We start from the raw sequence: 17,244 nt of genomic DNA on the forward strand, positions 1-17,244 counted from the left end.
CTTCGGCCCCGCCGGACCCGTGCGAACCCGGGTGAACCGGACGACCGCGCGCCGCGTACCCGCTGACGGTGACTTTCGCACGGCACAGTGACACGGCACAGTGAATGGGAGAACTGCCATGGGACGCCCAAGCCTCGGCACGCAGCTGACGACGCGCGCGAGCGCCGTACTCGGGTGCGTTCTCGCGCTCGGCCTCGCCACGGGATGCGGCGGCGGGGCCTCCGGCGGGCAGGCCGCCCCCGCCGCGGCGGCCGCCCCGGCGGCGGACGCGGGGCCGCCCGCCACGCTTAAGCAACTCGCCACCAAGACCGGCTGCAAGAAGCCTCAGGTGCAGACCGACGCCGAGGAGCTGCGCCAGGGAGTGTGCAAGACCGACAAGGGCCAGTACACCGTGACGACGTTCGCCACGGACAAGGGCAAGAACGACTGGCTGGAGGAGGCCAAGAAGTGGGGCGGCAACTACCTGGTGGGCACCCGGTGGGTGATCGCGGGCAACGACCCGGGTGTGTTGCAGTCCTTCAGCGAGAAGGTCGGCGGGAACATCGAGACGGCCGCGCCGTGACGCCCGGGCCGGCGCCCGCACGCGGCGGGCACACCGAGCCGGGCCGACACGGTGAGCCCGGGGAGCCCCGGAAGCCCGGGGGGCCGGGTGGCCGCCGCGCCCGGCCCGGCCGCGCGGCGACGCTGGCCCTCTGGACCGTTCTGGCCGGGTGCCTGCTGACCGGGTGCGGGGGCGCGCGGGCCGCCGCCGGGGCCCCGCCCACCGTCGAGCAGATCGCCGCCCGCACCGGATGCGTGAGCCCGCAGTTGCAGGTCGACGCCCAGGAGCTGCGGCAGGGGATGTGCAAGACGGCGCGGGGCCAGTACTCGGTCACGACGTTCGCCACCGAGAAGGGCAAGCAGGAGTGGCTGGACGACGCGCTGAGCTACGGCGGCGCGTACCTGGTCGGCACCCGCTGGATCGTCCTGGGCAACACCCCGGAAATGCTCGAGCCCTTCCGCGTGACGCTCGGCGGCACCGTGCGGACGGGCGGGCACACGATGCCGTCCGGGGAGCCCATGCCGCAGGATCACACCATGTCCGAGGGGCACTAGATGCCGGCGGACGGAACCCGGATGCCGATGCCGTGACCGCCGCGGCTCTCCCCGGCCGCTGGAACCCCCGCCTCGTTCGCCGATACGCGTGATTTGCGGTAGATGAGACGATAGCCGGATGGACATCCGCAGCAGGAACAACGTCGTGGTCGCGGGACGTCACGGGGCCCCGGTCCTGATGCTGGCGCACGGCTTCGGCTGCGACCAGAACCTCTGGCGGCTGGTGGCGCCCGCCCTGGCCGAGGAGTTCCAGGTCGTGCTGTTCGACTACGTGGGTTCGGGCCGGTCGGACCTGTCGGCCTGGAACGAGGACCGCTACGGCTCGCTCGACGGCTACGCCCAGGACGTTCTGGACATCTGTGAGGAGCTCGACCTTCGCGACGTGGTGTTCGTGGGCCACTCGGTGAGCTCCATGGTCGGAGTGCTGGCCGCGACGCGCGAACCCGGGCGGTTCGGCGGGCTCGTGCTGCTGGTGCCCTCGCCGCGCTACATCGACGACGGGGACTACCGGGGCGGGTTCAGCGCCGCCGACATCGACGAGCTGCTCGAATCGCTGGAGGACAACTACCTGGGCTGGTCGGCGGCCATGGCGCCGGTCATCATGGGCAACCCCGAGCGTCCGGAGCTGGGCGAGGAGCTCGCCGGCGCGTTCTGCCGCACCGACCCGGCCATCGCCCGGGTGTTCGCGCGCGCCACCTTCCTGTCCGACAGCCGGGCCGACCTGCCGGCGGTGAGGACGCCGACGCTGATCGTGGAGTGCGATCAGGACGTGATCGCCCCACGCGAGGTCGGCGCGTACACGCACGCGGCGATCCCCGGCAGCCGCCTGGTCACGCTCCGGGCGACCGGCCACTGCCCGCAACTGAGCGCGCCCGAGGCCACGGCCGCGGTGATCGCCGACTTCGCCCGAGCCTGATGCAGAGCTCCCGGCCGACGGACGCGGCTTTCGCCGCGCTGCTGGAGGACAGCGCCGAGGATCTCTACGAGAACGCCCCCTGCGGCTATCTGTCCACGCTCCTCGACGGGCGGATCGCCAAGATCAACCAGACGCTGCTGGGCTGGCTCGGTCACGAGCGCGACCAGGTGGTGGGCCGGATGTCGTTCTCCGACCTGCTGACCGTCGGCGGGCGGATGTACCACGAGACCCACTTCGCGCCGCTGCTGCGCATGCAGGGCGAGGTCGGCGGCATCGCGCTGGAGATGAGGACGGCGAGCGGCGAGCGGCTGCCCGTCCTGGTCACCTCGACGGTGAAGACCGGCTCCGACGGCGCGCCTCTGCTGATCAGGACCACGGTGTTCGACGCCCGCGACCGCCGGGCCTACGAGCGCGAGCTGCTGCGCGCCCGCCAGGACGCCGAGCGCGACCGCGAGCGGCTGCAGAACGTGGTCGCCACGCTCCAGCGCAGCCTGCTGCCGCCGTCGCTTCCGCGGGTGCCGGGGCTGGAGGCGGTCGCGCACTACCACACGGCTTCACCCGACAATCTGGGCGGCGACTTCTACGACCTGTTCCCGCTGGGCGACGGGCGCTGGTGCTTCTTCCTCGGGGACGTGTGCGGCAAGGGTCCGGAGGCGGCGGCGGTCACCTCGCTGACCCGCTACACGCTGCGCACCGCCGCGCTGCACGATCCCGGGCCGGAGAGCATGCTGAGGTCCCTGGACACCGTCCTGCGGGACGGGCAGGCGGCCCATCCGGCGCCGCGCTACTGCACGCTGATCGTCGGCACCCTCACCCCGGACGAGGGCGGCTTCGCCGTCACCCTGGCCGCCGGCGGCCACCCGCCGGCGCTGCTGCTGGGCGCGGACGGCGGGGCGCGGCATCTGGACACCACCGGTGGCATGCTGGTCGGGGTGATCCCCTCCCCCGTGTTCGTCACGGTGGAGGCGCGCCTGCGGCCGGGCGACACGCTGCTGCTCTACACCGACGGGGCCATCGAGGCGCGCCCCGGGCCGGACAGGGAGCGCTTCGGCCAGGACGCGCTGCTGTCCTTCGCCGCGGAGCTGGCGCCCGCGCCTGCCCCGGCCGTGGTCGAGGCGGTGGTGGCCCTGCTGGAAGGCTTCGGCGCGGGCCTCGACGACGACACCGCCGTGCTCGCGCTGAGCGTCCCCCGTGCCTCGCCCGGGGACGGAACGCCGGCCTGACCCGGCCGCCGGCCCCGGGCGACACACCCGGAAGGCACACGTGAAAGCCACACCCGGACGACGGGGCCGGGTGCAGGGAAGTTCAGGCGCTGGACAGGGCGCCGGACGGGCAGACCTGCACCGCGCGGCGGGCCGCCGCCTCGTCCTCGGCGGCCGGCTCCTCCGCCAGCAGCAGAACCGTGCCGTCGTCCTCGCTCTGGTCGAAGACCTTGGGCGCGGTCAGGGCGCACATGCCGGCCCCGATGCAGCGCTCGGTATCCGCTTTGATCCGCATGAGCGGTGTTCCTCCTACCAGGCCACCGGCAACCGGTGAACGCCGTAGATCGCCATGTTGGACCGCATCGCCACATCGTCGGCCGGTACGGCGAGCCGCAGGCCGGGGAAGCGCCGCAGCAGGGCCGGGTATCCGATGCGCATCTCGATGCGGGCGAGCTGCTGACCCAGGCACTGGTGGACACCGTGGCCGAAGGCGAGATGCCCCATGGCCTGCCGTCTGATGTCCAGCTTATCCGGGTCCTCGAAGCGCTCGGGATCACGGTTGCCCGCGGCGAGCGACAGGGTCACGGCCTCCCCCGCCTTGATCAGGTGGCCGGCCAGCTCGACGTCCTCCAGGGCCGCCCGGACGGGGCCGAGGTGGACGATGGTCAGGTAGCGCAGCAGCTCCTCGACGGTGCCGTCGGCCAGCGAGGGGTCCTCGCGGAGCGCGGCGAGCTGGTCGGGGTTGCGCAGCAGCGTGTAGGTGCCGAGGGCGAGCATGTTGGCCGTGGTCTCGTGGCCGGCGATGAGCAGGAGGATCGCCACGCCCGTGAGCTCCTCGTCGGTGAGCTGCCCGGTCTCGATCAGCCCGCTGACCAGGGCGTCGTCCGGCTCGACGCGCTTGCGCGCCACCAGCTCGCCCAGGTAGGCGTCCAGGTCGTCGAGCGCCCCCTGCACCTGCGCGGGGGTGGCGTCCAGGTTGAGCAGCGTGGAGGAGTACCCCTGGAAGCGCTCGTGGTCGTCGTAGGGGACGCCCAGCAGCTCGCAGATCACCAGGGACGGGATGGGCAGCGCGAACGCCTGCACCAGGTCGGCGGGCGGGCCGAGGCGCTCCATCTCGTCGAGCCGGTCGGCGGTGATCTTCTCGATCCTCGGTTCGAGCTGCTTCATGCGGCGGACGGTGAACTGGCCGGTCAGCAGCTTGCGGAAGCGCGTGTGCTCGGGCGGGTCCTCCCGCAGGAAGAAGCCCGGACGCCGGCGGGCCTGGGACAGCCGCTGGTTGATCGGGGGGTGCAGCAGTTCCAGCCGGGTGCTGAACCGCGGGTCGGCGAGGACCGAGCGCGCGGCGGAGTACCCGGTGACCAGCCAGCCGACGTGGCCGTCGGCGTAGAGCATGGGGCGGACGGGGTCCTCCTCGCGCCACCGCCCGAAGGGGGCGGGCGGGTCGAGAGGGGTCTCGCGGGTCAGCGGGAAGGTCACCGGCTGGGATGCGGCCTGGGTCATGAACGCGCTCCTCGACATTGACAACCACTGTTACAGGACGTCGTTCTCGGTGCTCACAGAAAACAGTACCTCCTCTGATATTGCAATGGATGAAGTTTCTTGGCCGATGCAGTAAAGTTCCGCCATGGCCGGTGGTCCAGGACTCCGGGAGCGCAAGAAGCTGCGCACCCGCCGCACGCTCATCGAGACCGCCGTGCGCATGTTCGAGCAGCAGGGGTACGACGAGACGACGCTGGCCGACATCGCCGCCGCGGCCGAGGTCTCCACGCGCACGTTCTTCAGCTACTTCGCCGGCAAGGAGGACGTGGTCTTCTTCGACACGCGCAGGCGGGTCGACGGGGCGCTCGCCGTCATCGCGAGCCGCCGGCCGGGCGAGCCGGTGGCCGACCTGCTGCTGCGCGTCGCGGCCGAGGCGCTGAGCTTCGACACCGAGGAGGCCGAGCTCGCCATCGAGCTGCACACCGCGCGCACGCGGCTCATCATGTCGGTGCCCGCGCTGCAGGCGCGCGCGTTGCACCTGCTGTTCGAGGTGCAGCGCGAGCTGGCCGGCGCGCTGTTGCGGGCCTACCCGGGCGAGCTCGACCCGATCGAGGCGGCGGCGGCCGTCGGGGCGTTCATGGGAGCGGTCAAGCAGGCGGTCATGGCGGCCCGCGACCGCGGAGACCCGCCCGATCTGATGCGGGCCGCGGCGCGGCGGGGCATCGAGGTCGTCCTGGACGGCCTGCGTTCGCTCGGCCGCCCGCAGGGGCGCGAATCAGGCGCGAATGACGACGGCATCGCCACACAAGTGTAACCGACCAGGTCATATCGCGTGCATTGTGGGCGGATTAGGTCTGATCCACCCTTTCGGCCCGCCACCAGCCGGTTTTACGCCAAAATCATGGTCCGGGGGCATCCGCGTAGAGAGCCCTCGACCATGAAGGCCCGGCTCCAGCGGAGTCCCGCGTCAACTTCCCGGCGAAATTGCATTGCGGCGCGGCTGTTCCTGGTGTTCCGTCGCGCTGTGGGGTACATGAGATGAACAGTGGCGAGACTCCGCCGTTCGGAGAGGGCAGCGGCAGGCCCCAACCCGGAGAGGCCCCGCTCGTCGGGCGGCGCGAGGCGCTCAAGTCGTTCTCCCAGGCGACCGACGCGGCCGTCACCCGCGGTTTCCAGTTCCTCACCATCGTCGGCGAACCGGGCGCCGGCAAGACGCGCCTGCTGGCCGAGCTGACCGCGCTCACCACCGGCCTCGGGTTCACCGCGCTGAGCGGCAGGGCCGCCGAGTTCGAGCAGATCATGCCCTTCAGCGGGCTCGTCGACGCCCTGGACGACCACCTGGAGGCGCGGCGCGACGATCTGTGCGAGCGGCTCGGGACGGCGCAGGCCCGCCGGCTCGCCGCCGTGTTCCCCGCCCTGGCCGCCAAGATGCCCGACGCCGACGACGGCGCCGACCAAGACGAGAACGCCGACCTGAGCGGCATGGTCCGCTACCGGCTCTACCGCGCGCTGCGCCAGCTCATCGACGAACTGGCCCACCCTGGAGGGCTCGCGCTGATCCTGGACGACGTCCACTGGGCCGACGACAGCTCCGTGGAGTTCCTGGACCACCTGGTCCGCCACCCGCCGCGCGGCAGGGTGCTGCTCGCGGTGGCCTACCGGCCCGCGCAGGCGGGGCCCCGGCTGTCCGCCCTGGTCATGGGCGCGGGCGCGCGGGGGAGGCAGGTCACCGTCGGCCCGCTGACCCGCGCCGAGGCCGAGGAGCTGCTCGGCCCGGGCGTCAACCGCACCCGCGGCCACGCGCTGTACGAGGCCAGCGGGGGCAACCCCCTCTACCTCGAGGCCCTGGCGCGGATGAACCGGCTGGACGTCGGCGAGCTGCCGCCCACCGTGCGCGCCGCCCTCCAGGTCGAGCTCGGCGACCTGTCCCCCCGCTCGCTGCTGGTGGCTCAGGCCGCCGCGGTCACCGCCGACGAGTTCGAGCCCGCCCTGGCCGCCGTCGCCGCCCAGGTCTCCGAGGGCGCCGCGCTGGAGGCCCTCAACGAGCTGGGAGCCCGCGACATCGTCCGCCCCGCCGCCGCCGGGCGCTTCCGCTTCCGCCACCCGCTGGTGCGGCAGGCCGCCTACGAGTCCTCGGCGCCGGGCTGGCGGCTGGCCGCGCACGCCCGGCTGGCCGGCCACCTGGCCACGCTCGGCGCGCCCGCGACCGTCCAGGCCCACCACTTCGAGCGGGCGGGCTCCTTCGGCGACCGGCGGGCGATCGCCACCCTGGTCGAGGCGGCGCGCAGGGTCGCCCCGCAGGCCCCGGTCACCGCCGCGCACTGGTTCCGCAAGGCCCTGGACCTGATGCCCGACGAGCCCGCCACCCTGGAGGACCGGCTGGAGCTGCTGATGGAGCTGAGCCGGGCGCAGAGCGTCAGCGGCCGGCTCACCGAGGGCCGCGACACCGCGCGCGAGCTGCTGCGCCTGCTCCCCCCGGACGACCACGCGCGCCGGGCCAGGGCCGCGCGCATCTGCGCGCTGATGGAACGCCAGCTCGACCGGCCGCACGAGGCGCGGGCCCTGCTGCTGGACGAGCTGCGCCGCATGCCCGACCCCCGGGCGGCGATCGCCGTCCCCCTGCGAATGCGGCTGGTCGCCGAGAGCATGATGCGCGGCGAGTTCCGCGCCGCGCAGGCCGTCCTGGACCTCATGCCCGACTCCGGCGACGACTGGCAGCCCGACCTGGCGGCGGCCGTGGCCGCGCTGCGGCCGATGCCCGCCTACGCGGCCGGGCGCATCCCGGACGCGCTGCGCCACGCCGACGCGGCCGACCGGCTCATCTCCTCGGCGCTGGACGAGCACCTGGCCGAGTGGCTGGACGCCGTCGCCTGGCTGTGCTGGGCCGAGACCAACATGGGCCGCTACCCGGTGGCCCTGCGGCACTTCGAACGCGCCGCCGCCGTCGCCCGCTCCAGCGGGCAGACCTACATCCTGACCAACCTGCTCGCCGGCAAGGCCAAGACGCTGCTGCACATGGGGCGGCTCCCCGAGGCGCTGGCGACCATCGACGAGTCGGTCGAGGGCGCCCGGATGCTGGAGTCCGGCCAGCAACTGGTGTTCGCGCTCACCCAGCTGTGCCTGGCCGCCGCGTGGACCGGCGACCACGACGCCGGCCTGCGCGCCGGGGAGGAGGCCGTCCAGGCCGGCGTCGGCGCGGGCGAGGCGTGGGGCGACATGGCGCGGCAGGCCCGAGGGGTGGCCCTGGTCACCGCGGGCCGGCTGGAGGAGGGCGCCGAGGCCATCGTGGACGCCTGCTCCAAGTTCGCCGACTCGCGCCTGGACCGCGGCACCCTGGTCTCCAGCATCGAGCTGCTCGCCCACGCCGAGGCCGCCCTCGGCCGCCCGGCGGGGGCCTCCGCGTGGGCCGACCGGGCCGCCGCGCTCGCCCACCCCGACCTGCCGGCGTTCTCCGGCCTCATCCCGCTCGCCCGCGCCCACGCGCTGCGGGCCGGGGAGCCGGCCGCCGCCGCGGCGCTCGCCGACGAGGCCGCCTCCATGCTGTCGGCGCACGAGCGCAGGGTGGACGCGGGGCGGGCGCTGCTGCTGGCGGGCCTGGCCTACGGGAACGCGGGCGAGCGCAACCTGGCCCGCGAGCGGCTCCAGGAGGCCGCCACCGTGTTCGAGGCGTGCGGCGCGCGCGGGCTGCGGGCGCAGGTCATGCGCGAGCAGCGACGCAACGGCGTGCGCGTCGCCACCGCCGTGCAAGGCACGCCGGGCGCCGCCCCGTACGGGCTGTCGCCCCGTGAGCTGCAGATCGCCACCCTGGTGGTGGAGGGCCTGACCAACCAGCAGATCGCCGAGCAGCTCTTCCTCAGCGTCCGCACCGTCGAGACCCACCTGTCGCACATCTTCGCCAAGCTCGGCGTCGGGTCGCGCGTCGGGGTGGCGACCAAGCTCAACCGCGGCTCATGAGGGGCCCGCGCCCGCCGGGAGCCTCTCTACGAGGTACGGGCCGGGGCCGCCGGATGTACGGGGTTTCCACGATGCCGCGCGCCCCGCGGGGTTGGCATTGTTGGGGCGGGTCACGAACAGGAGGTCGGCGAGATGGAGCACCGTATTCCCCGGTACACGCTTGAGGGCGTGTCGGGCGCCGAGGTGTCGGTGCACCCCTTCTCCACCGAGGACGAGCTCGGCCTGACGCTCACGCGCTTCTTCGCCGAGGAGTCCGACGACGTCGTGCTGCTGGTGCACGGCCTGACCTCCTCCAGCGACATGTTCATCATGCCGGAGCACCGCAATCTGGTGAGTTACCTGCTGGACAGCGGCTTCGGCGACGTCTGGACGCTGGACTTCCGCATGAGCGGCCGGTTCCCCTACAACATGGAGACCCGGCGGCAGACTCTGGACGACATCGCCCTTCACGACCACCCCGCAGCCTTGAGGGAGCTCCGCCGTCACGTTGGGGCACGGCGGATCCACGTCATCGCGCACTGCCTGGGGTCGGTGTCGTTCCAGATGAGCCTGTTCGGCGGGGCGCTCGACGGCGTCACGAGCATGGTGGCCAACAGCGTGGGGCTGACGCCGCGGGTCCACCCGAGGGCCCGCGTCAAGCTCGCGTTCGGACCGGCGTTGCTGGAGTACGGCCTCGGCCTGTGCTACATCGACCCGCGCTTCCACGACGCTCCCCCGCTGACCCGCCGCTGGCTGATGGCCCGCGCGGTCTCGCTGTTCCACCCCGAGTGCCGCGAGCCGGCCTGCCACATGCAGAGCTTCATGTGGGGCTACGGCCGTCCCGCGATGTACCGTCACGGCAACCTGGCGCCGCAGACGCACGTCCACCAGCGGCTGGCCGACCTGAACGGCGCCGCGGACGTGAACTACTACCGGCACATCAACAAGATGGTGCGGGCCGGGCGCGCGGTGAAGTGCGACCCCGGCAACCCCGCCCACGGGGCGCTGCCCGACGACTACCTGGCCGGCGCGCACCGCGTCGAGACGCCCGTGCTGTTCCTGACCGGCGAGCACAACGACGTGTTCACCGACTCCAACATCGTCTGCCACGACATCCTGTCCAGGCGCGCCCCCGGCCGCCACGAGCTGCACGTCCTGCCCGGCTACGGTCACATCGACCCGCTCATCGGCAAGAACGCCCACGTGGACGTCTTTCCGCACATCCTCGACTTCCTCAAGCGCCATGCCGGCTGAACACTATGACGCCGTGGTCGTGGGGTCGGGCTTCGGTGGCGCGGTCGCGGCGTACCGGCTGGCGGCGGCGGGGCTCTCGGTGGTGGTGCTCGAACGGGGCCGCGCCTTCCCGCCCGGCGCCTTCCCGCGCAGCCCCGCCGAGATGGGCAAGGCCTTCTGGGATCCGCGCGAGGGCCTGTACGGCATGTACGACGTGTGGAGCTTCGGCGGCTGCGACTCGGTGGTGGCGAGCGGCCTGGGGGGCGGCTCGCTGATCTACGCCAACGTCATGCTCCGCAAGGACGAGCACTGGTTCGTGCACGAGGAGCAGATCGCCGCGGGCGGCTACGAGTCGTGGCCGGTGACGCGGGCCGATCTGGACCCGCACTACGACGCGGTCGAGCGGATGCTGGAGGTCTCGCCCTACCCGCTGGACCATCCGGCCTTCGACGTGCCGAAGACCCGCGCGATGCAGGACGCCGCCGCCGAGCTCGGCCTCGAGTGGCGGCTGCCGCCGCTGGCGATCAGCTTCGCCCCCGGACGGGGCGCGGAGCCGGGCATCGGCCTCCCCATCGCCGAGCCGTCGTACGGCAACGTGCACGGCGTCACCCGCCGGACGTGCCGGCTGTGCGGCGAGTGCGACATCGGCTGCAACGACGGGTCCAAGAACAGCCTGGACCACACCTACCTCTCCGCGGCCCGCCACCACGGCGCCGAGCTGCGCACGCTGCACCAGGCGCGGGCGATCCGGCCGCGGCCGGGCGGCGGGTACGAGGTGGACTACGTGCGCCACCGCCCCAAGCGGGGATCGGGCACGATCGGCTGCGACCGGCTGGTGCTGGCCGCGGGCACGTACGGCACGACGTACCTGCTGCTGAAGAGCCGTGCCGAGCTCACGGGGCTCAGCGGCACGCTGGGCACGCGCTTCTCGGGCAACGGCGACCTGCTGGCCTTCCTGCTGCGGGCCAAGGACCGCACCCGCACCCGGCCGATCGACGCCAGCCGCGGCCCGGTGATCACCAGCGCGATCCGCCTGGCCGACGACGCCGACGGCCCTCGCGAGAGCGGCCGGGGCGCCTACATCGAGGACGGCGGCTACCCGGCGTTCGTCGACTGGCTGGTCGAGGGGGCCGACGTCGGCAACGAGATCGGGCGCGCCGCCCGGTTCATCGCCGAGCGCGTGCGGGCGCTGGTCACCCGCGACACCAACCTGTCGGCAGAGGTCGCCGGCCTGCTGGGCGGCGGCGAGCTGTCGGCCAGTTCTCTGCCGCTGCTGGGCATGGGCAGGGACGTCCCGGACGGTGAGCTGCGGCTGCGCGGCGGCCGGCTGGACGTCGAGTGGAACCAGCAGGCGAGCGACGAGTACTACGGCCGGCTGCGCGCGACGATGCGGCGCATCGCCGACGTGCTCGGCGCCGAGCACGCGGGCATGCCGTCCTGGCTCGGAAAGCGCATCATCACGGTCCACCCGCTCGGCGGCGCGCCGATGGGGCGGCATCCCGGCGAGGGCGTCTGCGACGCCTACGGCGAGGTGTTCGACCATCCCGGCCTGTTCATCGCCGACGGCGCCGCCCTGCCGGGCCCTGTGGGCGCCAACCCGTCCCTGACCATCGCGGCGCTGGCCGACCGCATGAGCACCCGGCTGCTGGAACGACGGCCTGTGGCGACACGGCAGAGGAAAGAAGGACAGGTTGACATGAGCGTGGGAACGGGACGGGTGCCCGCGCACCCGCATGCCGAGGCGCGCGGCCTGGCGTCCGCCGGGCACGGCGAGCGCACGTCGCTGTCGTTCAGCGAGGAGATGAGCGGCCACATCGCGCTCGGGGTGGACGACCCGCGCTCGGGCGACCTCGCCGAGCGCTCGCACGGCGGGCGGTGCACGTTCCGGCTGACCATCTCCATCGAGGACCTGGACCGCTTTCTGGCCGAACCCGAGCACCTGGCCCGGGCCGAGGGATGGGTCGACGCCGACTTCGTGGGGGGCCGGCGCCCGGTCGAGCGGGGGTGGTTCAACCTGTTCACCTCGGGCGGCGCCCCCGACCGGCGCGAGATGCGCTACCGGCTGTGGTTCACCGGCGCCGACGGGCTGCCGCGCACCCTGGCCGGGTGGAAGGACGTCCATCACGGGCCCGCCACGCGACTGTGGCTGGACACCTCGACCCTGTTCACACGCGTGATGTGGGGTCACGTCCCGGAGGGCGAGGACGGGGAGGCGGAGGTGGCGGGCGCCGGCACGCTGCACATCCAGCCCATGGACCTCGCGGCGACGCTGAAGAGCTTCCACACGCAGGGCCCGCACGGCATCGCCGCGCTGGCCCGGTTCGGCAGGTTCTTCGTCGGCCAGCTCTGGGACGTCTACGGACCGGGGTGAGGCGGAAACCCCGAGGCGGCCGATCGGCGTAGGGGGAGGTGGATCCCCCGCCGATCGGCCGCCGGCTCCGGAGCCCGGCGGGGCGCCGGGTCGCGGTCGCGCGGTGGCCGAAGCCGCGACCGCTGTCGCCTCCGTCCCCTATTTGGAGGGGTTAGGGGAGGGGGGCGGGGGCGTCGGCAGGGCGGCGAAGTCCACCTTGCCGGTGCTCTCGAGCAGCGTCATGTGCTTCATCACCACATCGACCGCGACCTGCGCGAACGCCCGGATCTCGGAGTTCTTCGTGCCCGCGCGCACCACGGAGACGACCTGGAAGACCTTTCCGTGGGCGCCGCGGAGCCGGTCGGCGAACACCTTGTCGTAGGCGGCGCCGTTCAGGCCTGACAGCTCGGCCATCCACCCCTGCTGGTCGGCGTTGGGCGTGCTGGGCAGCGCGACGTTCAGCTTGGCGGCCAGGGCGCGCACCTGCTCGTCGAGCTTGGTGTGGTCGGCGGCGAGTTGCAGGCCGACCTCCTTGACCCGGGAACTCGCGGCGCGGTCCTGCGCCTGCTGGCCGGTCGGGATCTCCCAGAGCCCGGCCTGGCGCACCTTGACCAGGAAGTCGCGGTCGGCGGGCCCGAGGGGGCCCGACTCGGTCTCGACCCAGTCGCCGGGCGAGGCGCCGCTGGCCGACAGGATGGCGTTCGGCGCGATGGCGAACACCGCGATGGTGGCGATGACCAGGAACGCGAGCGCGGCGAGAACCTCGACGAGTCGCATCGACCTGAGTTGAAGCCGGTTCACCTGGTTCTCTCTCCCTTTCGTGTCCCGTGATCCCTCGGGCGCGCTGTCAGGGGGAGGTACGGCCCCGTCCCGTCATCGGTTCATGCGTTGTGACGGGATTTTCGGATTTTTACGGAAGTTGCCAAATTTCCTCACGCGACGGATGATCCGCTGCCACCATGTGCCTGTGCAGCGTCATCGCAGCGTCCGGTCCCGACCGGAGGAGGCGCACGACGACTCCGAAGAGCAACTGGTCACAACGCTCTACCGCGAGTTCGGCGGCCCCCTCCTCCGCAATGTGCGCAGATTGACTGGAGGCGACCAGCAATGGGCAGAGGATGTCGTCCAAGAGACGGTCTTCCGCGCGTGGCGGAACGCCGGGAAACTCAACAGGGAGCCCGGCCTGCTCTGGGCCTGGCTCATGACCGTCGCCCGCAGGATCGTCATCGACGCGCATCGCCAGCGCTCGGTACGCCCGCAGGAGGTCGAACCTGACCGCCTCGACAGCGTCGCCATCCCCGACGGCTCCGAGCCGATGCTGTCGGCGATGGTGGTATCGGAGGCCCTGTACAGCCTCTCGGAGGAACACCGGGAGGCGCTCGTGCAGACCTACCTCCACGACCGTACGATCAATGAAGCGGCAGAAGTGCTGGGAGTTCCGCCGGGGACGGTCAAGTCCCGGGTGTACTACGCGCTTCGCGCCCTCCAGAAGACGATGAAGGAGAGGGGGTGACCGGTCTGATGGATTCACCCCCTCACGTCGAGGTGGCGGCCTACATCCTCGGGATCCTCAACAAGGAGGACTCCGAGGCGTTCGATCGCCACCTGCCCGACTGCCCCAGCTGCCAGGAGGAGCTGCGGGACATGTTCGAGCTGCCCGACGCGCTGGATGTGATCAAGCGCGGCATGAAGGGGACGACGGACGGCGCGGTCCGGGGCTCGGTGAACGGCGCCGGCCCGGTCTTCGGCGCCGACCGCGCGCAGCCGCCCGGCCTGAACGGCGCCCTGTTCGGCGGCCTCGACGACGCCGTTCCCGGGGGGCCGCGCCTGAACGGCGCGGGACCGCCCGCGCTCAACGGCGCCCCGCTCAACGGCACGGCGCCGCCCGGCCTGAACGGCGCGCCACGCGCCGGCGCCGGTCCCTCGCCCGACGGCGTGGTGCAGGACCTGTGGTCACCCGGGCGGCGGCGCCGCTCCTCTTCTGGCCGCCGGCACGCCGCTCCCGCCTCTCACGCCAGGTCCCGCGAGGAGCTGGCCGAGTCCCGCGTCCGGCGTCGCCGCGCCCTGCTGCTCGGCGTCGCGGCCGCCCTGGTCGTCGGGGTGACCGGCGCGACGGCCTCGCACGTGCTGTGGCCCTCGCCCGGCACGACGGTCGCCGCCTCCACGCCCGAGGGCTCCTCCTCGCCGGAGGTCAAGGAGGGCACCAGCCCCGACACCGGGGTCAGCGGCTCGGTCGGCATGGTCCCCAAGGGGTGGGGCACCGAGGTGGCCTTCCGGCTCAGCGGCGTGCGCGGGCCCGAGCGGTGCAGCCTGGTGGCCGTCGGGCGCTCCGGCGACACCGACGTGGTGTCCGGCTGGCGGGTCGCCCCCGGGTCGGGGTACGGCGTGCCGGGGTTCCCCGAGCCGCTGCGCCTGACGGGCGGCACGGCGCTGGCCAGGAAGGACATCGTCCGCTTCGAGGTGCGCAGGGACGACGGGGTCCGCCTGCTGGAGATCCCCGTCGCCTGAGCGGCGCGGAGGCCAGGGGCGACGGGGACGCCAGAGGGGGCGTACGAGGGGGACGGGGCGGGGGGCGTTATCGACTATCGCCTGCTCTCGGTCGGCGCGGCGTTGAGCCGCAGGGCGAGCGCGGGGCACATCTCGATGGCCCTGCGCGCCTCCCCCTCCAGGTTGGGCGGCACCGAGGCCGTGCTGACGACCGGGTAGCCGTGCTGGTCCAAGCGGATCAGCTCGGGCACGACGTAGGAGCACAGCCCGTGGCCCTCGCACCGGGACCAGTCGAGGATGAGCTGGGCCTCCGAGGCGCGGGCCGAGGCCTCGGCCGGCAGCGGAAGCACGCCCTTCACCGGCAGCCCGCAGGTACCGTACGCCGCGTGGGTCATGACGTCCTCGGCGAACACGTCGATCGCCGAGAGCAGGAACCGCGCGGTGCCGTCGGGGTGCCCGCAGGCGCCCCGGCCCTTCATCGTCGCCGCGGCGCGCTGGACGGCCTCGATGTGGCCGTTGCCCTCCGCGAGCGCGCCGAACGCCTGCGCCAGGTCGGGCAGCCCCATGTAGCAGGGGCCGCACTGCCCGGCGCTCTGGCCGGCCATGTAGCGGGCGACCCTCGCGGACTCTCCTAGCGGGCAGGACTCCCAGCCGAGCGGCACGACGATGCCGGCGCCCAGGGCCCCGCCGAGCGCCTCGAAGCCGGCGCGCGACACCTCGGCGCGCTCGACGGCCTCGGGGCTCATCCACTTGCCGTGGTAGCCGCCGAGCAGCACTCCCTGCCCGACGGTGGCGTCGCACAGGTCCAGCACCTCCCGCAGCCGCACCCCGGTCGGCGTCTCCACGACGGCCGGTCTGCGGGCCGACCCGGTGACGCTGAGCAGCACCGTTCCCGGCTCCGACGCCAGGCCGACCGAGGAGTACATGTCGACGCCGAGCATGGCCATCAGGGCGAGCTGGGCGTAGGTCTCGGCGTTGGACAGCATGGTGGGCATGCCGCCCACGCCGCTGTCGCTGGAGCGCACCTTGCGTCCGGGCGGGATGGGCCGCTCGCCGTTGATGCCGCGCACGAGCGCGCCGCCCTCACCGGAGATGAAGCGGTCGGGCATGCGCACCACCCGGACGGTGTCGGTCATGCCGCGCTCGTGGATGGCGTTGAGCAGCGAGCGCTCGCCCGGACCGCCGTGGGCGACGCCCACGACGATCTCCACGGCCGACAGGGCCCTCGCCACCAGGTCGGCGCCGTCGAGGATCAGGTGCGGGGCCCGGGTGAGCAGCACCTTGTCCTTGTGCGCGGCGGGCTCGCCCTCGGTGGCGTTCACGACCACCGTGATGGGGGCGCCGCGCCGGCCCGCCGAGTCGATGACGGCCCTGAGCTTGCGGGCGAACGGGAAGCCCGCTCCCCCGCGTCCGCGCAGGTCGCCGAGCTCGGCGAGGGCGATCAGGTCGTCGATCGGCAGCCGCGGCATGCGGCCGTGCACGCGCCGGTGGGTGTCGTAGTCCAGCCGGGGCGAGCTGTCGAGGCCGGCGGTGAGGCGACCCGGCCCGATCCTGAACACGTCGGGAACCCCGTACGTGGTCATCGCCGTACCTCCTTTCGCAGTGTGACCCAGAACTCCTCGTCGAAGACGTCGTCGACGCGGATCTGCTCGGCCTTGCGCCCGGCGTTGCCCGCGCGCATGGCCTTCGGGCCGCCGCCGTCCTTGGGACCGACGGTCACGACCATCCGCACCAGCAGCGCGAGCCCGACCACGGCCAGCGAGACCACGTAGCTCATGGTCACCCAGTCGGCGGCGGGCCGCCCGGCCGTGAGCCCGTGCACGATGGCGACGGGCCAGGACAGGTAGGCCGTCACGTGCATGGCACGCCACAGCCACGGCCAGCGGATGCCGACGAAGCTGCCTCGGAAGGCGCCGGTGGCGGCGACCAGGATCATCAGGTCGGCGGCGACGGTGCCGAGGCCGACCGCGAAACCCGACCCGCTGAAGGGCAGGAAGGCGTCCGCGGGGATCACGCGGCCCCTCATTATCTGCAGGATGACGTGCGTGATGAGGAAGCCGACGGCGAAGACGGCGAACGCACGGTGCAGATCCTGCATGAAGACGCGGTGACGTACCGCGAGGATCATCCGATCGGTGGCGGCCAGTCCGACGGCCACCGTTCCAGTCAGTCCAAGGAGAGCGAACACCCCCGAGTAGAAGATCAGAAAAGCCTGCACAGAGGCGAGGACCGATGCTCCGAGCAGAGCGGTACCCGCCAGAAGCGACGTTGACGTGAACAGCCCGACCACGATTGGGGCCCGTGATCGAGACCGTTGCGGGGCTCGTCGATGTCGCGTTTCTTTCATCCCGTCCTCCGCCAGATAACGCGGTACCGGCACAAACCGGACAACGTGGGGCTGGGTGCCTACCGGGATCATCGGGACATTTGCGCGCGCGATCACACTAGCGCCTCTAGAGTCCCCTTGGTACCAGAACGTTACAGAAATTCGGCGTGCTTGAATCGTCAACCACCGGCGCGTCAATACCCCCGCCGAACTGGGCGAATAA

Annotated in this window: 15 protein-coding genes; 10 read left to right on the forward strand and 5 right to left on the reverse strand. The window is 72.7% G+C overall.

The window, feature by feature from the left end; all coding sequences use genetic code 11:
- The first annotated feature begins 118 nt into the window (after nt 1–118).
- From ABZT47_RS29210 to ABZT47_RS29225, 4 genes are all read left to right on the forward strand, one after another.
- On the forward strand, nt 119–562 hold the full coding sequence (locus tag ABZT47_RS29210; RefSeq protein WP_354848926.1) for a hypothetical protein: 444 nt from the start codon (nt 119–121) through the stop codon (nt 560–562).
- On the forward strand, nt 559–1,095 hold the full coding sequence (locus ABZT47_RS29215; RefSeq protein ID WP_354848929.1) for a hypothetical protein: 537 nt from the start codon (nt 559–561) through the stop codon (nt 1,093–1,095). Before ABZT47_RS29210 ends, ABZT47_RS29215 begins: the two co-directional genes overlap by 4 nt.
- Nucleotides 1,096–1,213: 118 nt before the next feature.
- Nucleotides 1,214–2,011 carry an alpha/beta hydrolase gene (locus ABZT47_RS29220; protein ID WP_354848931.1) on the forward strand — a complete coding sequence of 266 codons (798 nt, stop codon included), beginning with the start codon at nt 1,214–1,216 and terminating at the stop codon, nt 2,009–2,011.
- Nucleotides 2,011–3,234 (forward strand): SpoIIE family protein phosphatase, encoded by a 1,224-nt coding sequence (locus tag ABZT47_RS29225; RefSeq protein WP_354848934.1) that lies wholly within the window; start codon nt 2,011–2,013, stop codon nt 3,232–3,234. The genes ABZT47_RS29220 and ABZT47_RS29225 overlap by 1 nt, the downstream gene beginning before the upstream one ends.
- Nucleotides 3,235–3,316: 82 nt before the next feature.
- Here ABZT47_RS29225 and ABZT47_RS29230 read toward each other — a convergent pair whose 3' ends face one another.
- A complete protein-coding gene (locus tag ABZT47_RS29230; protein ID WP_354848937.1) occupies nt 3,317–3,508 on the reverse strand; it encodes a ferredoxin in 192 nt (63 codons plus the stop codon).
- Nucleotides 3,509–3,522: 14 nt separating this feature from the next.
- Nucleotides 3,523–4,713, reverse strand: coding sequence for a cytochrome P450 (locus ABZT47_RS29235; RefSeq protein WP_354848940.1), 1,191 nt, complete (start codon nt 4,711–4,713; stop codon nt 3,523–3,525).
- Between the two features lie 124 nt (nt 4,714–4,837).
- Between ABZT47_RS29235 and ABZT47_RS29240 the strand changes: the two genes are divergently transcribed.
- The 4 genes from ABZT47_RS29240 (at nt 4,838) to ABZT47_RS29255 (ending at nt 12,229) form a co-directional block, all read left to right on the forward strand.
- Entirely contained in the window at nt 4,838–5,506 is a 669-nt protein-coding gene (locus ABZT47_RS29240) for a TetR family transcriptional regulator (RefSeq protein ID WP_354848943.1), read from the forward strand.
- Between the two features lie 224 nt (nt 5,507–5,730).
- A complete protein-coding gene (locus tag ABZT47_RS29245; RefSeq protein ID WP_354848946.1) occupies nt 5,731–8,646 on the forward strand; it encodes an AAA family ATPase in 2,916 nt (971 codons plus the stop codon).
- A 132-nt stretch (nt 8,647–8,778) separates the two neighbouring features.
- A complete protein-coding gene (locus ABZT47_RS29250) occupies nt 8,779–9,879 on the forward strand; it encodes an alpha/beta hydrolase (protein ID WP_354848949.1) in 1,101 nt (366 codons plus the stop codon).
- Nucleotides 9,869–12,229 (forward strand): GMC family oxidoreductase, encoded by a 2,361-nt coding sequence (locus ABZT47_RS29255; RefSeq protein ID WP_354848952.1) that lies wholly within the window; start codon nt 9,869–9,871, stop codon nt 12,227–12,229. The genes ABZT47_RS29250 and ABZT47_RS29255 overlap by 11 nt, the downstream gene beginning before the upstream one ends.
- Nucleotides 12,230–12,367: 138 nt before the next feature.
- On the opposite strand, the gene ABZT47_RS29260 is transcribed toward ABZT47_RS29255, so the two are convergent.
- The gene (locus tag ABZT47_RS29260; RefSeq protein ID WP_354848954.1) at nt 12,368–12,985 is read right to left on the reverse strand and encodes a DUF4142 domain-containing protein; all 618 of its coding nucleotides are present in this window, start codon (nt 12,983–12,985) and stop codon (nt 12,368–12,370) included.
- 253 nt (nt 12,986–13,238) lie between these two features.
- Between ABZT47_RS29260 and ABZT47_RS29265 the strand changes: the two genes are divergently transcribed.
- Together ABZT47_RS29265 and ABZT47_RS29270 are read left to right on the forward strand one after the other, a co-directional pair.
- Nucleotides 13,239–13,721, forward strand: coding sequence for a sigma-70 family RNA polymerase sigma factor (locus ABZT47_RS29265; protein ID WP_248963397.1), 483 nt, complete (start codon nt 13,239–13,241; stop codon nt 13,719–13,721).
- Nucleotides 13,718–14,716 (forward strand): zf-HC2 domain-containing protein, encoded by a 999-nt coding sequence (locus tag ABZT47_RS29270; protein ID WP_354848956.1) that lies wholly within the window; start codon nt 13,718–13,720, stop codon nt 14,714–14,716. Before ABZT47_RS29265 ends, ABZT47_RS29270 begins: the two co-directional genes overlap by 4 nt.
- 74 nt (nt 14,717–14,790) lie before the next feature.
- Here the strand turns inward: ABZT47_RS29270 and ABZT47_RS29275 are convergent, their stop codons facing one another.
- Nucleotides 14,791–16,278 (reverse strand): NADH-ubiquinone oxidoreductase-F iron-sulfur binding region domain-containing protein, encoded by a 1,488-nt coding sequence (locus ABZT47_RS29275; protein ID WP_354848958.1) that lies wholly within the window; start codon nt 16,276–16,278, stop codon nt 14,791–14,793.
- Nucleotides 16,275–16,913, reverse strand: coding sequence for a hypothetical protein (locus ABZT47_RS29280; RefSeq protein ID WP_354848961.1), 639 nt, complete (start codon nt 16,911–16,913; stop codon nt 16,275–16,277). The genes ABZT47_RS29275 and ABZT47_RS29280 overlap by 4 nt, the downstream gene beginning before the upstream one ends.
- Nucleotides 16,914–17,244: the final 331 nt, after the last annotated feature.

The sequence above is a fragment of the Sphaerisporangium sp. NPDC005289 genome, assembly GCF_040607455.1.
Classification (GTDB): domain Bacteria; phylum Actinomycetota; class Actinomycetes; order Streptosporangiales; family Streptosporangiaceae; genus Sphaerisporangium; species Sphaerisporangium rhizosphaerae.

Excerpts from the sequence above, each read along its gene's own strand:
- ABZT47_RS29275 (WP_354848958.1), bottom strand. The coding sequence starts at position 16,278 with ATGACCACGTACGGGGTTCCCGACGTGTTCAGGATCGGGCCGGGTCGC.
- ABZT47_RS29225 (WP_354848934.1), top strand. The coding sequence starts at position 2,011 with ATGCAGAGCTCCCGGCCGACGGACGCGGCTTTCGCCGCGCTGCTGGAG.
- ABZT47_RS29210 (WP_354848926.1), top strand. The coding sequence starts at position 119 with ATGGGACGCCCAAGCCTCGGCACGCAGCTGACGACGCGCGCGAGCGCC.
- ABZT47_RS29250 (WP_354848949.1), top strand. The coding sequence starts at position 8,779 with ATGGAGCACCGTATTCCCCGGTACACGCTTGAGGGCGTGTCGGGCGCC.
- ABZT47_RS29230 (WP_354848937.1), bottom strand. The coding sequence starts at position 3,508 with ATGCGGATCAAAGCGGATACCGAGCGCTGCATCGGGGCCGGCATGTGC.
- ABZT47_RS29260 (WP_354848954.1), bottom strand. The coding sequence starts at position 12,985 with ATGCGACTCGTCGAGGTTCTCGCCGCGCTCGCGTTCCTGGTCATCGCC.
- ABZT47_RS29235 (WP_354848940.1), bottom strand. The coding sequence starts at position 4,713 with ATGACCCAGGCCGCATCCCAGCCGGTGACCTTCCCGCTGACCCGCGAG.
- ABZT47_RS29255 (WP_354848952.1), top strand. The coding sequence starts at position 9,869 with ATGCCGGCTGAACACTATGACGCCGTGGTCGTGGGGTCGGGCTTCGGT.
- ABZT47_RS29240 (WP_354848943.1), top strand. The coding sequence starts at position 4,838 with ATGGCCGGTGGTCCAGGACTCCGGGAGCGCAAGAAGCTGCGCACCCGC.
- ABZT47_RS29245 (WP_354848946.1), top strand. The coding sequence starts at position 5,731 with ATGAACAGTGGCGAGACTCCGCCGTTCGGAGAGGGCAGCGGCAGGCCC.
- ABZT47_RS29220 (WP_354848931.1), top strand. The coding sequence starts at position 1,214 with ATGGACATCCGCAGCAGGAACAACGTCGTGGTCGCGGGACGTCACGGG.